Origin of the sequence: Paenibacillus antarcticus (assembly GCF_001637225.1) — a bacterium.
Classification (GTDB): domain Bacteria; phylum Bacillota; class Bacilli; order Paenibacillales; family Paenibacillaceae; genus Paenibacillus_AQ; species Paenibacillus_AQ antarcticus.
In genome coordinates, this window is sequence record NZ_LVJI01000018.1 from 188,276 (window position 1) to 202,701 (window position 14,426).

Below are 14,426 nucleotides of genomic sequence, written 5' to 3' on the forward strand. Positions count from 1 at the left end.
GTGTAATCACCTCTCTACTTGCGTTCCACTGTTTCCATGATGAACGCTTCAATAACGTCGCCTTCTTTGACGTCATTATAGCTTGCCAAAGTAATCCCACATTCATAACCTGTAGCAACTTCTTTTGCATCGTCTTTAAATCTCTTCAAGGAATCAATCTTGCCTTCGTGAATAACAATGCTGTTACGAATTAAGCGAAGTTCCGCATTTCGCGTAATTTTTCCTGAAGTAACCATACATCCTGAAACGGTACCCACTTTCGTGATCGTGAATACACTACGAACTTCAGCATGCCCAATAATCGTTTCTTTATAAATTGGGTCAAGCATGCCCTTCATGGCTTGCTCAATCTCTTCAATAACATTGTAGATGACACGATGTAGACGGATGTCTACTTTCTCTTGGTCTGCAGTAAGAGCTGCTTGATTATCTGGACGAACGTTGTATCCAATTACAATTGCACTGGAAGCAGCTGCAAGAATAATATCGGATTCAGTAATCGCACCTGCACCACTGTGAAGTATCTTAACGCGAACGCCTTCAACTTCAATTTTCTCAAGAGAACTCTTAAGAGCTTCAACTGTTCCCTGAACATCACCTTTGATGATTACGTTAAGTCCTTTAATTTCACCATCTTTAATGTGCTGGAATAGATCATCCAATGTCACACGAACGTTACTACCCATATCAGACTGACGCTGAGTAATCGAACGTTTATCTGCGATGGAGCGAGCTTTACGCTCATCTTCAAACACCATAAACGGATCTCCAGCTTGTGGAACTTCCGTCAACCCAGTAATTTCAACCGGTGTAGATGGTCCAGCTTCCTTTAATCGACGACCCTTATCATTCACCATCGCACGAATACGACCGAAGCAGTTACCCGCTACGAAAGCATCTCCTACGCGAAGGGTACCATGCTGTACTAACACGCGTGCTACTGGACCGCGTCCTTTATCTAGCTCAGCTTCAAGGACTGTCGCACGTGCACGTTTATCAGGATTAGCTTTATATTCATTCATTTCTGCTACTAGCAGAATCATTTCAAGTAAATCTTCAAGGCCCGTCTTCTGCTTAGCAGATACGTTAACGAATATAGTATCTCCGCCCCATTCTTCTGGAACTAGACCATATTCAGTCAACTCCTGCTTCACTTTATCAGGATCAGCACCTGGTTTGTCAATTTTGTTAACTGCTACGATAATAGGCAGTTCAGCTGCTTTAGCATGGCTAATCGCTTCTACTGTCTGTGGCATAACACCGTCATCGGCAGCAACAACAATAATTGTAATATCAGTCACTTGAGCTCCACGTGCACGCATTGCAGTAAATGCTTCGTGACCTGGTGTATCAAGGAATGTAATTTTCTTATTGTTGATCTCAACTTGATATGCACCAATATGCTGTGTAATACCACCTGCTTCGCCACCAGAAACATTTGCAGAACGAATAGCATCAAGTAGTGTAGTTTTACCATGGTCAACGTGACCCATAATGGTTACTACAGGAGCACGAGGTTTCAAATCAGCTGCTTCATCCACTTCTTCCATCGTTTCAAAGCGATCATCTTCTACTGCGATTTTCACTTCAACTTCCACACCAAATTCAGCGGCAAGTAGAAGGACAGTTTCGACATCAAGTTCCTGATTGATGGTTGCCATAACACCCATCGTAATCAACTTTTTGATCACTTCAGAAGCATCTTTGTGAAGTAACTTAGCAGATTCGCCGACCGTTGTCACACCACGAACGATAATTTTCTTAGGGGTATTGTCAATTTTCTCGCGAGCTTGGTAATTAGCTTTACCTCTGCCGTTCTTACCACCGCGATTATTTCTGTAGTTGCCACCTTTATTATCATCGAAACGTCTAGATCCATTATTATTGGATCTATTCTTGTTAGCGCCGCCTCGGTTATCCCCTTGTGCAGCACCTTCCGTACGTGATGCATCACGAGTAGGAGCTCCTGTAGTACGGTTTGGTGTCTGTGGACGAGCTGCCGGGCTACTCGGACGAGTTGTTGGACTACTTGAACGTTGTCCTCCACCTTGCGACGGGCTACTTGAACGGTTCACACTGCTTGTTCCTTGTTGACCACTTGGTCTTTGTCCACCTTGGGATGAAGCAGGTCTTGTTGTTCCACCAGTACTTTGAGGTCTTGGTGTTCCATTATTACTGTTTTGGGGTCTCGGAGTACCCGTGCTGCTTTGCGGCCTGGACGTTACTGTACCTGTACCATTGTTATTATTCGGATTATTATTCATACCTACCTGCTTTTCCTGTTGTTTTTTGGTCTCACTTTGCACCGGAACGGTACTGTTCTCTTGAAGAGAAACAGACGCTTCGTTCGGCTTTACCACAGCGGCATCCTTCTTGACAGATGACGTTGCTGCCATTGCATGGTTATCTCCGCTGTCTCTTTTAGCGGCTGCATTGGACTTAATGTTCTCAAAAAATTTCTCCACTTTAGTGACAGCGTCGTTCTCCATCACACTCATATGGTTATTAACGGGTAAATCCAAACGCTTCAAAATCGTAATAATTTCTTTACTACTCATGTTTAGCGATTTAGCATACTCATATACGCGAAATTTTTCCTTATTACTTTCTTGTTTAGTCAATATACTCCACCTCCGACATTGTCTCCATAGATTCAGAGATCATTTTCGCGAATCCTTGATCCGTAATTGCCAGCACAACACGATGTGGTTTCCCAATACTTGTGCCCAGACTTTCCCGGTCATATCCGATCACCAGAGGGATTTTGTACGTTCCGCATTTATCACGAAACTTTTTTTGTGTATTTGGTGATGCATCGCTAGCTAGGATAACCAGCTTAGCTTCTGAAGAACGAATAGTTTTGAGCACGACTTCGTCACCTGTGACTATTTTTCCTGCACGCATCGCAAGACCTAGCCGAGAAAGCGTCTTATTCATCATTAGAATTCTCCTTCATCACTAGAAATTCATCTTCAGCAGCAACAAAATCATCTGCCAATTGTTCATAAATTTCTGGCTTCACGTGATGTTTCAAGGCACGATCTAACGACTTATTCTTGTTTGCCAATTTAAAGCAGGACACCTTGCCGCACAAATATGCTCCACGACCAGATTTCTTTCCTGATAGATCAATTAGCACCTCATCGTCTGGCGTCTTCACGATACGAATCAGTTGTTTCTTCGGCATCATTTCTTGGCATGCCACACATTTGCGTAATGGTACTTTTCTAGACTTCATAGTGTACCCTCCGTCCTAATATTAGGAAATTAATCGACGGAGACAGAATCTTGAGGCATCTCATCAGAGAATGTTTTCGTTCTACCGAATTCCTGTTCCGCTTGAGTCTCACTTTTGATATCAATTTTCCATCCAGTCAACTTAGCTGCAAGCCTAGCATTCTGTCCTTTAATACCGATAGCAAGAGACAACTGATAGTCCGGCACAACAACCCGAGCCATCTTCTCATTCTCAAACACTTCGACTTCTAGAACTTTAGAAGGACTAAGAGCATTGGCAACATATTCTTCAACTTTATCGGAATATCGTACAATATCAATTTTCTCTCCACGCAGTTCATTCACAATAGTTTGTACTCGAACTCCCTTAGGTCCAACACAAGAACCTACTGGATCCACCTCATCGTTACGTGAAAACACTGCAATTTTTGATCGGAAACCCGCTTCACGTGCAACGGAACGAATCTCAACAACACCGTCAAAAATTTCAGGAACTTCCAATTCAAAGAGGCGCTTGAGTAAACCAGGATGAGTTCGTGACAACATAATTTGCGGACCTTTAGTCGTGTTCTCTACTTTTGTAATATAGGCCTTTGTCCGCTCGCCATGTTTAAACTTCTCGTTTGGCATAAGCTCATTTAATGGAAGTAATGCTTCAACTTTACCTAAGTCAATGTAGACATTTCGGGGATCTTGACGTTGAACCGTTCCGGTTACAATATCTTCCTCTTTGTCAACATAAGCATTATAGATCAATCCACGCTCTGCTTCACGAATACGTTGAGTAACAACTTGTTTCGCAGTTTGTGCAGCAATACGACCGAAATCACGTGGAGTAACTTCAATCTCTGCAATATCCTCCATTTGAAAATGAGGGTTTATTTCGCGTGCTGCGGGAAGTGAAATCTCCATCCGAGGATCTAACACTTCTTCCACAATTAGTTTACGGGCATAAACTTTAATAACCCCTGTGTTGCGGTTCATGTCTACTCTAACATTCTGGGCCGTATTAAAATTACGTTTGTAGCTTGAAATTAAAGCCGCTTCAATCGCTTCAAATAGTATTTCTTTACTGATCCCTTTTTCTCGTTCCAATTCATTCATTGCTTCAATAAAATCCATACTCATTGGAATTCAGTTCCCCCCTTTCTTCATCCTTGTTCTTTAAAAAATGATAGTTAATCTAGCACTTGCCACCTTAGCATACGGAATACTGTACTGCTTCTGCTTCTTACCAATTACAATGACAAGTATATCGTCCTCAAACGAAAGAAGCCGGCCTTCAAATTCTTTGAGACCGTCCAGTGCTTCGTATACAGTAACAAACACATCTTTACCAACAGATTTAGAAATGTCGGCACTTTTCTTTAATGGTCGCTCCGCACCAGGAGACGATACTTCCAGGAAGTAAACATCAGTAATCGGATCATTAAGATCCAGCTGCTGGCTTATATATTCACTAATTACGCCGCAGTCATCAATATCAATACCGCCTTCTTTGTCGACATAAATACGTAGAAACCAATTACTACCTTCTTTTACGTATTCCACATCAACTAGTTCGAAGTTATGCTCATCCATATAAGGTTGGACCATTTCTTCTACGATACTTTTTATCTTAGGTGTGCTCAAAGACTATAACCTCCAAGACTTTCATTATCCTATATACCAAAGAGTAAAGAGTGGGTTGCCCCACTCTTTACACAACGGTTTTATCTCCATGATTACTACAGAAAATTATAACATAGTCTGGCAACACTGACAAGTATCAGTCCTTGACTACCTCTTATGCTAACAAGAAAAAGCCCTTGTCTATCAGGTGTTTAGCAACTTTTAAAACAAAGACAATTGGTTACTTTCAGGCAACCCACGGAAACATCCCATCTGTGTGAGTACCTCCACAATCGTTTTACTTGCCTTTGATTTTTGCTGGAAATCTTCAATTGATAAGTATTCCCCATTTTCACGTGCTGCTGCAATATTCCGAGCAGCATTATCACCAATCCCCTGCATTGCAGAGAACGGAGGAATAAGCGAATCTGCATCTATCGTAAACTTCGTAGCATCAGAACGGTATAGATCAATTGTTTTGAAACTGAATCCACGTGCCGTCATCTCTAAAGCCATTTCTAGAATAGCCAACATGCCCTTCTCCTTAGTCGTTGCTTGGAAACCTTTCTGTTCAATTTCCACAATTTGACGACCAATGGCTTCATATCCTTGACAACAAAGTTCAATATCAAAATCCTCAGCACGAACGGTAAAGTATGTCGCATAATAAGCAATTGGATAATACAATTTGAAATATGCCGTACGCACTGCAGATATAACGTAGGCAGCAGCATGGGCCTTTGGAAACATGTATTGAATTTTGAGGCACGAATCAATATACCAAGTAGGTACTTTACATTTCTTCATCTCTTCAATCCATTCAGGTAATAGCCCTTTACCTTTACGAACACTCTCTGTAATCGTAAAAGCTAAACCAGCATCCATTCCTGCTTTATAAATCAAATAGAGCATAATATCATCGCGACAACCAATTACTGTTTTTATATTACATGTCCCATTCTTGATTAAATCTTGCGCATTTCCTAGCCATACCCCAGTTCCATGTGACAATCCGGAGATCTGCAATAAATCGGCGAAAGATGTTGGTAATGACTCAATTAACATTTGACGAACAAATTTAGTTCCCATCTCTGGTACACCATACGTTGCCACTGGCGTTCTGATCTGTTGTGGTGTAACCCCTAGTGCTTCTGTAGAGTGAAACAAACTCATTACTTTGGGATCATTCATAGGTATCGTTGTTGGATCAACACCCGTTAAATCTTGTAACATACGCATCATCGTTGGGTCATCGTGACCTAGAATATCAAGTTTGAGTAAGTTATTCTCAAATGCATGATAATCAAAGTGAGTCGTCTTCCATTCAGCGCCTTGATCATCTGCTGGGAACTGAATCGGCGTGATATCTTCAACATCCATATAATCAGGTACTACCACAATACCACCTGGATGCTGTCCCGTACCTCTTTTGACACCTGTAAAACCAGCTGCAAGACGACTAACCTCGGCACCTCGCCACTGCTTCTGGTGTTCTTCTTCATACTTTTTCGTATAACCAAAAGCTGTTTTCTCTGCAATAGTACCAATCGTACCTGCCCGGAACACACACTTCTCTCCAAAAATTTCCTTCGTATAATTATGAGCTATTGGCTGATACTCCCCAGAAAAGTTAAGATCGATATCGGGTACTTTATCTCCTTTAAATCCTAAAAAGGTTTCAAACGGAATATCCTGCCCCTCACCAGTCAACCTGCCCCCACATTGTGGACAAGTTTTCTCCGGAAGATCAAATCCACTCGGAATACTACCATCAAGGAACCATTCATTATATTTACATTCAGCATTCTTACAAACGTAATGAGCTGGTAACGGATTAACTTCAGATATCCCTAAAAAGGTCGCAACGACGGATGACCCTACAGATCCACGTGAACCAACCAAATAACCATCTCTGTTGGATTTCTTTACTAGACGTTCAGATATTAAATAGTTGGCCGAGAATCCGTATTTGATAATCGGTTCCAATTCTTTCTCAAGTCGCTTTATCACGACATCAGGTAAATCTTCCCCATATAAACCCTTAGCCGTTTCATAACAGGTGTTGCGAATCTCTTCATCAGCACCTTCTATGATAGGAGTATAGAGCTTTGTTGGAAACAGCGGATAATCTTCAAAGCGATCGGCAAGTTCAATGGTATTCGTAACGACAACTTCATTCGCTTTTTCTTTCCCTAAGAATTCGAATTCCTCAAGCATTTCATCTGTCGTACGAAAATGTGCATCAGGTTTCTGCATATCCTTCAAAGGACTGAATCCTGTAATACCATTAATAGCAATATCACGGAATAGTTTCTCCCGAGGCTCAAGATAATGAACATTCCCTGTAGCAATTACAGGTTTGCTTAATTTCTCGCCTATTTCGCAAATTCGCTTCACAGCTGTCTTTAATTCAAGGGGACTCGCAACCAAACCCTTATCAACTAAATGCATGTACATCGTTAAGGGTTGTATCTCCAGAATATCATAGAATTGCGCAATATCTTCAGCCTCTTCCACGGACTTATTTAAGACCGCTTCAAAAAATTCCCCTTTCTCACAACCTGAAATCACTAACAATCCTTCGCGCATTTCCACAAGCTTAGATTTCGGTATACAAGGCACTCGCTTAAAATACTCCGTATTAGATAAGGAAATCAACTTAAATAAATTCTTTTTACCTATTAAATTCAAAGCATATATCCCACAATGAAATGGGCGTGTGTTAGATAAGTCTTTTCCTACATAGTCATTTAGACGGTCTAACATCGTTATGCCTTTCATCTTCAGTACATCACTTAGGAGACCACTCAATATACCTGCCAATGCGATCGTATCATCAATTGCCCGGTGATGGCTCTCCAATAACACTTTATACTTGGAAGCCATCGTATTGAGCCTATGATTCTTCATACCTGGATAAAGTAAGCGAGATAATTCAAGGGTATCCAACACTGGATTTAACATTATCGGTAGTCCATATTCCTTCAGGGACGCTTGAATAAAACCAACATCAAATCTTGCATTATGCGCTACTAGAATGCCATCTTCAGCGAATTTAACGAACTCATGTAATACAGGTTCTAGATCCGGAGCATCCTTTACCATTTCATCTGTGATATTCGTTAACTGCTGAATGTGATATGGAATTTTCTCATGTGGGTTAACAAAAGTGGCATAGCGATCGATTTCCTTACCATCTTTTATTTTCACCGCAGCAAGTTCTGTAATATTACTAGCTGTAACGGAAAGACCTGTAGTCTCGATATCAAATACAATATAAGTAGCACTACTCAGATCGATCGGTTGTGGCTGTAAGACGACAGGAATAGAATCATTCACAACATTGGCTTCGACACCATAAAGCATCTTTAATCCATTCTTCTTCGCTGATTTGGCTGCTTCAGGGTAACTTTGAACACCACCATGGTCGGTAATGGCAATCGCCGTATGCCCCCATCTAGCTGCCGTCTTAATATATTTATCGATAGGTGTGATGGCATCCATCGTACTCATCGTAGTATGCAAGTGGAATTCTACCCGCTTCACAGGCGCGTTATCTTTACGCTCAGCAGGTGCTTGTACTTCATTTAAATCCGTTGGCATCATGACCAATTCAGGTATAGTCATGAAACGATCGTATTCTACCCGTCCACGTACTTTTATCCATTTGCCATTTTCCAATTTGTTTAACACTTTGACATCATCTTTTGTTTTGGCAAACATCTTCAATTGCATGGAATCACCGAAATCAGTCACGTTAAACATAAACAAGGTCATACCATTTCGTAACTCTTTGCTATCTAGACCAAACACAGCTCCCTGAATCGTAACCTTTTTCTCTTCATCCTGAATCTCTTGAATAGGTATAGGCTGTTCCTTGATATCATATCCCATATGAAGACGAACATCTCCAGCATCTTCATCGAAATTACTCTCAGCCTCAATGCTACTCATCATATTCTGAACAACTTCACGCTCTTCTAGAATCTTCTTCTGTTCAAATTCCTCAATGGCTTCCTTGCCACTATCTCCAATACCCAATTTAACATGAAGGGGAAGAGCAAAGTAGTGCGCGAAAAAGCGTGTAATTGCTTGATCAATTTGTTTCTTCTTCGCTAGTTCCATTGAAGTCGCATCCGTCAATTTCAAGAGTAACTTCTCACCATCAATTTCATATGATGCTCTGGCCATCCATCCATTTACTGAAGGAATTTCCCTCTGTACCCACTCTTTAAATAAACTCCAATAAGCATTCACAATACTTTCAGGTAATACTGCCTCTGTATATTTGAAAACAAATGAAATTTTCGCTATATGTTGCATCTTTTCTTGAATTCTGAGACAAAATGAACGATACACTTCGCCAGGAACAACAGTATCTTTAACAATGCTAATGGACCATTCTTGGCTGCTACGGCTAATCTCAACCTTTTCAATATATCCATCTAAAAAATGAGGATCTATTATAGCAGGTGGAACTGCGCCTTGTTTCATCAAAAGCTCAAACCTTGCTCTTTTCTCTTCCACAGTGCTCATCCTATCTTCCCCCTTGACCACCTAACCTAGCCTTAACTATTAAAAAGCGAAGAGCTCCGTGTACAAAAATGCTCTCGATCTCTTACCCACCGACTCATTTCTGCCAGAAGCTCTTCCACTTATCTTTCTTAGAACTCTATTAACTATTAGTATGCTCTAGCAAATACAACTGTATGTTTGGATGACTCCCCACAGACGATACAAGTTTCTTTCGTTTCAGATGGTTCCAATGGGATGTTACGACTCGTAGCTCCGGTCTCTTCCTTCACCTTACGTTCACATTCCACTGTACCGCACCATCCAGCTAATGTGAAGCCACGAGATTCTTCCATTCTCATCTTCATTTCTTCAAGGTTGTCCACCGAGTAGAAATGATCACTCATAAATTGCTTCGCTCTGTCCAACATTTCTTGATGAACTTGTTCAAGCATTGCCTTCACTTCTTCGACCAGATTATCCTGTTGGACAATCTTTTTCTCACCAGTAATACGTGATACTAGCACACAGACACCATTCTCCATGTCACGAGGACCAAGCTCCAATCGAACTGGGACACCGCGCATTTCATATTCATTAAATTTCCAACCAGGAGAAACATCAGTACGATCATCGACCTTAACTCGTACTCCTGCTTTCTTCAGTTCCACAAACAATTCGTCTGTACGTCCTACCACTGCTTCACGAGTCTTAGGCGGTCCAATAGGAACCATGATCACTTGAGTTGGAGCCACTTTTGGAGGTAGAGCAAGTCCACGATCATCACCATGAACCATGATTAACGATCCAATCAATCTAGTGGTTGTTCCCCATGAAGTCGTGTGTACATATTCTTGCGTATTCTCACGATTTAAATATTGTATTTCAAATGCTTCCGCAAACTTCGTCCCTAGATAATGCGATGTTCCGGCTTGAACAGCCTTTCCATCTTTCATCATCGCTTCAATAGAGAACGTATCCACTGCCCCAGCAAATCGTTCCGAAGGCGTTTTCTGTCCCGTAATGACTGGGATTGCAAGATACTCCTCCAAGAAAGATCGATAAAGTTCTAACATTTTCATCGTTTCTTCACGTGCTTCTGCTTCTGTCTCATGAGCCGTATGACCTTCTTGCCACAAAAACTCAGTCGTTCTAATAAATGGTAACGTCCGTTTCTCCCAACGAACAACATTCGCCCATTGATTGATTAGTACAGGTAAATCACGGTACGATTTAATCCATTTAGAGTACATATGACCAAACATCGTTTCAGATGTTGGACGAATCGCAAGACGTTCTTCCAGTTTCTCCCCAGCAGCCTCAGTTACCCATGGCAACTCTGGATTAAATCCTTCAATATGATCTTTTTCCTTTTGGAAGAAGCTTTCTGGAATTAACAGTGGAAAATAAGCATTGCGATGTCCTGTTTCCTTAAAGCGGCGATCCATTTCAGCCTGAATGTGTTCCCAAATTTCATATCCATCCGGACGGAATACGATACAACCCCGAACCGGTGAATAATCCATTAACTCTGCCTTTTTAATCACATCTATATACCAACGGGAGAAGTCTTCTCCTTGTGGTGTAATCTCCGTTACGAACTGCTTATCTTTTGACATAAGGATGAATTTCCTCCTAAAATTTTTCTGTAATACTTCATGCTACGCTTCTGAAAAATTCACATCGAAAGCATAAACAAAGTTTTTATCCATTAATCAATCTTAAAATATCATTATAGGTTACAGCGATCATGAGTAAGAACAACAGCGCAAACCCAACAAAATGAACCATTCCTTCACGATTCGGATCAATTGGTTTACCACGTATCCATTCAACACCAAGGAAGACAAGTCGGCTACCATCAAGTGCCGGAATAGGGAACAGGTTGAAAATCCCCAAGTAAAGACTTAATATAGCCGCCCAATATGTCAATTGCTCAATACCTTGCTTAGCAATCTGACCCGTCACCTCAAAGGTACGCACAGGTCCTCCAAGATCATCCATCGAGAACTGATTAATTAGTTGACTGAACCCTTTAAAGATCATTTCAGTGGTACTTACCATCGTCTTACCAGAATTTACAATTGTCTCACCAAAAGAAGCTTTACGAGAAGGAAGTTCGGGAGTAATACCCACTTTACCACCTTCTTGTCCTTCCATCTTACGTGGTGTAAGGGTAACTTTAAATGTTTCATCGCCTCGACGAATCGTCCATTCCATAGGCTTGTCTTGAGATTCTGCTGTTAATGAAATCATCTTCTGATAATCAGCACCAATCATCGTTCCATTGATCGAATCAACAATATCCCCTTTTTTCAAATTAGCTTCAGAAGCAGGCATACCTTCTGATACATCACCAATTTGAACATACGTTGGGTTATCCAATGGAATACCGGCCATCTGTATATGTATCGCGAACAATACAAACGCAAGAATAAAGTTCATCACAGGTCCAGCAACGATAGACAATGCTCGTTGACCTACAGTCTTGCTACCAAATTGACGATTCTTAGGAGCAATCTGTGTCTCTTTCCCCTTGGTTACCATCATCGCTTGTGGATGAACACGATATTGTTGAACATCTTCATCTACATTTAGTCTTAAAGATAGACCTACATCCAGATCAATGGATTCTACTTCACCGCGTATCACATTCTTACGATTATCTAGCTGATCCAAATATATCTTCTTCACTTCATCGTTCACAACACGAACGGCAATCGTCTGTCCCACTTGAATTTCCACAATTTCTGGATCTTCACCAGCCATACGAGCATATCCACCAAAAGGTAGTAATCGAAGTGTAAACTGCGTTTCATGACGTTTATAGGAGAACAGTTTCGGACCGAAACCGATAGCAAATTCTCGAACCAATATGCCAGCACGTTTGGCGAAATAATAATGACCCCACTCATGTACCGTCACAATTACAAAAAACATTAATACAGTCAGAAAAACGACCTGAACCATTTCCAAAGTAACTCATCCCCCTCTATTGTCTAAGATCGAAGTATGTCCTTATAGATTATCATTATTCTCCGACCCAACACAAGAGAATCACTTTTGAAGCAATTTTTTTCAAAAAGAGAGAATGGTAAATTTCATTAAAGTTAAAGTCTTAGTGCCAACTCACGCGAACGTCGATCGCACTCTTCAATAGAACCTAAATCAGGAATGGAAATATTATTATGCTGTTCAAGTACTTTTTCAATAATCTCTTCAATATGAAGAAACGATATTTCCTTTTGTAAAAAACGTGCTACTGCGATCTCATTCGCAGCATTAAAGGCCGTTGTTGCTGTACCACCCATTCTTCCACACTCAAATGCAAGTCTTAGACAAGGGAATCTCACATAATCCATCTCTTTAAAATGAAGACTACCCACTTCTGCAAGAGATAAAGAACGTGTAGGTGATATCCAGCGTTCTGGATAAGTTAAAGCATATTGGATAGGAACTCTCATATCTGGATTTCCTAGCTGGGCAATAATACTACTATCGCAGAATTCCACAAATGAATGAATGATACTCTCTGGGTGAAGAAGTACATTTATTTGATCATAAGGTAAGTTGAAAAGCCAATGTGCCTCAATCACTTCGAGTCCCTTATTAACCATTGTCGCAGAGTCTATTGTAATCTTTGATCCCATCGACCAGTTAGGATGTTTTAACGCATCTTCAACTGTAACATCCTTTAATTCTTCACGTGATAAATCGCGAAATGAACCTCCCGATGCTGTTATGGTAATCCCAGCAACATCGGATCTACGTTCACCATTCATACATTGAAAAATGGCAGAGTGCTCGCTGTCGATCGGGAACAACTTCACTCCCTTTTCTAGCGCAAGTGAAGTCACTAAGTGACCAGCAGTTACCAAGGTTTCCTTGTTAGCCAGTCCAATATGCTTGCCTGCTTCAATTGCTGCTAATGTAGACCGCAACCCTACGCTACCCATCACTGCAGTAACGACCATTTCAGCGTCTGTCCCTGCTGCAACTTCTACTAAACCTGCATCTCCATAATAAACTTGTGTAGCAGAAGGAAGATGGGGTTTAATTTGTTCAGCTAATTCTTTCGTAGCAATGGAAACTTTCTTAGGTTTAAACTCATGTACCTGACGGATCAGCAATTCCGCGTTTGTCCCGGCTGCAAGGCCTTCGACTTGAAATTGATCTCTATGCGTGGATACTACGTCCAATGTCTGTGTCCCAATAGATCCCGTAGAACCTAGAATACTAATTTTTTTCACAATGCACCTTCTCTCGTGTTAGTAAGGCAATAACATCACGATATGTACAAAAGGGAAAACAATAATCCAACTGTCACAACGATCTAATATCCCGCCATGACCTGGTAATAACTTACCTGAATCTTTAATATTATAAACTCGCTTGTATGCGGACTGAATCAAATCACCCAGTTGTCCTACGACTGCACATGCAAGCCCAATGAGGCAAGCACCACCTAACCCGAGCAAATCACCCGAAGAAAGTGCAAATATGACAGCAGTTATGATAGCAATCACAACTCCACCAAGCGCACCTTCAACAGTCTTGTTGGGGCTGATCGCAGGCCACAGCTTATGACGACCCCATTGTTTACCAACAAAATAGGCACCTGCATCACTCGCCCAGATCGATGAAAGCAACAGGAAAGTCCAGAACAATCCATGACCGTCAGGAGCGTGACGAGACTCAGCGATGTAGTAAAATCCAACCCCAATATATAATATACCTAATAATAGCAATGACACCTGTTTAATACTGATCTGATTTTTGGTGAGTACCGTCATCATCATCAATAGAAATAGGAGAAGCCATATCATTTCCCCATTTGGGGTATACGCTATATTCAAAAGTTTCCAAGGAAACATGATCATGAACACGCCCACAAATCCAAGAGCAGCTATTCCGCTAAAAGGGCGCACTTTAATCATTTTCACAAATTCATAATAACCTATCAGAGACATGGCAAGTACAAGTAGATGAAATGACATGCCACCAATCACACAAAATCCTAGAAAAATAGCTCCAGCAATAATCCCGGTAATAAGTCGTTGTTTCAA

Annotated in this window: 10 protein-coding genes; all 10 read right to left on the reverse strand. The window is 41.1% G+C overall.

From position 1 onward, the window contains the following. Window positions 1–14 precede the first annotated feature (14 nt). Window positions 15–2,621: a translation initiation factor IF-2 gene (gene infB, locus PBAT_RS14100; RefSeq protein WP_068650597.1), complete on the reverse strand. Its 2,607-nt coding sequence runs from the start codon at window positions 2,619–2,621 to the stop codon at window positions 15–17. Continuing rightward, the gene (locus tag PBAT_RS14105) at window positions 2,614–2,937 is read right to left on the reverse strand and encodes a YlxQ family RNA-binding protein (RefSeq protein ID WP_068580577.1); all 324 of its coding nucleotides are present in this window, start codon (window positions 2,935–2,937) and stop codon (window positions 2,614–2,616) included. Before PBAT_RS14105 ends, infB begins: the two co-directional genes overlap by 8 nt. Then, window positions 2,930–3,238, reverse strand: a complete 309-nt coding sequence (rnpM, locus tag PBAT_RS14110; protein WP_068650598.1) for an RNase P modulator RnpM — start codon at window positions 3,236–3,238, stop codon at window positions 2,930–2,932. The genes PBAT_RS14105 and rnpM overlap by 8 nt, the downstream gene beginning before the upstream one ends. A 29-nt stretch (window positions 3,239–3,267) precedes the next feature. After that, window positions 3,268–4,365: a transcription termination factor NusA gene (nusA, locus tag PBAT_RS14115; protein ID WP_068580327.1), complete on the reverse strand. Its 1,098-nt coding sequence runs from the start codon at window positions 4,363–4,365 to the stop codon at window positions 3,268–3,270. Window positions 4,366–4,401: 36 nt separating this feature from the next. Beyond that, a complete protein-coding gene (gene rimP / locus PBAT_RS14120; RefSeq protein WP_068650599.1) occupies window positions 4,402–4,869 on the reverse strand; it encodes a ribosome maturation factor RimP in 468 nt (155 codons plus the stop codon). A 201-nt stretch (window positions 4,870–5,070) separates the two neighbouring features. Continuing rightward, window positions 5,071–9,384, reverse strand: a complete 4,314-nt coding sequence (locus PBAT_RS14125) for a PolC-type DNA polymerase III (protein ID WP_068650600.1) — start codon at window positions 9,382–9,384, stop codon at window positions 5,071–5,073. A 146-nt stretch (window positions 9,385–9,530) separates the two neighbouring features. Beyond that, window positions 9,531–10,979 (reverse strand): proline--tRNA ligase, encoded by a 1,449-nt coding sequence (gene proS, locus PBAT_RS14130; RefSeq protein WP_068650601.1) that lies wholly within the window; start codon window positions 10,977–10,979, stop codon window positions 9,531–9,533. Between the two features lie 85 nt (window positions 10,980–11,064). Continuing rightward, on the reverse strand, window positions 11,065–12,336 hold the full coding sequence (gene rseP / locus PBAT_RS14135; protein WP_068650602.1) for an RIP metalloprotease RseP: 1,272 nt from the start codon (window positions 12,334–12,336) through the stop codon (window positions 11,065–11,067). Between the two features lie 134 nt (window positions 12,337–12,470). Further along, a complete protein-coding gene (locus PBAT_RS14140) occupies window positions 12,471–13,610 on the reverse strand; it encodes a 1-deoxy-D-xylulose-5-phosphate reductoisomerase (protein ID WP_068650603.1) in 1,140 nt (379 codons plus the stop codon). An 18-nt stretch (window positions 13,611–13,628) separates the two neighbouring features. Continuing rightward, window positions 13,629–14,426, reverse strand: a complete 798-nt coding sequence (locus PBAT_RS14145; RefSeq protein ID WP_068650604.1) for a phosphatidate cytidylyltransferase — start codon at window positions 14,424–14,426, stop codon at window positions 13,629–13,631.

What these genes read in the sequence shown, in the direction of transcription:
- proS (WP_068650601.1), bottom strand. Translation starts at nt 10,979, where the DNA reads ATGTCAAAAGATAAGCAGTTCGTAACGGAGATTACACCACAAGGAGAA.
- PBAT_RS14105 (WP_068580577.1), bottom strand. Translation starts at nt 2,937, where the DNA reads ATGAATAAGACGCTTTCTCGGCTAGGTCTTGCGATGCGTGCAGGAAAA.
- PBAT_RS14125 (WP_068650600.1), bottom strand. Translation starts at nt 9,384, where the DNA reads ATGAGCACTGTGGAAGAGAAAAGAGCAAGGTTTGAGCTTTTGATGAAA.
- nusA (WP_068580327.1), bottom strand. Translation starts at nt 4,365, where the DNA reads ATGAGTATGGATTTTATTGAAGCAATGAATGAATTGGAACGAGAAAAA.
- rnpM (WP_068650598.1), bottom strand. Translation starts at nt 3,238, where the DNA reads ATGAAGTCTAGAAAAGTACCATTACGCAAATGTGTGGCATGCCAAGAA.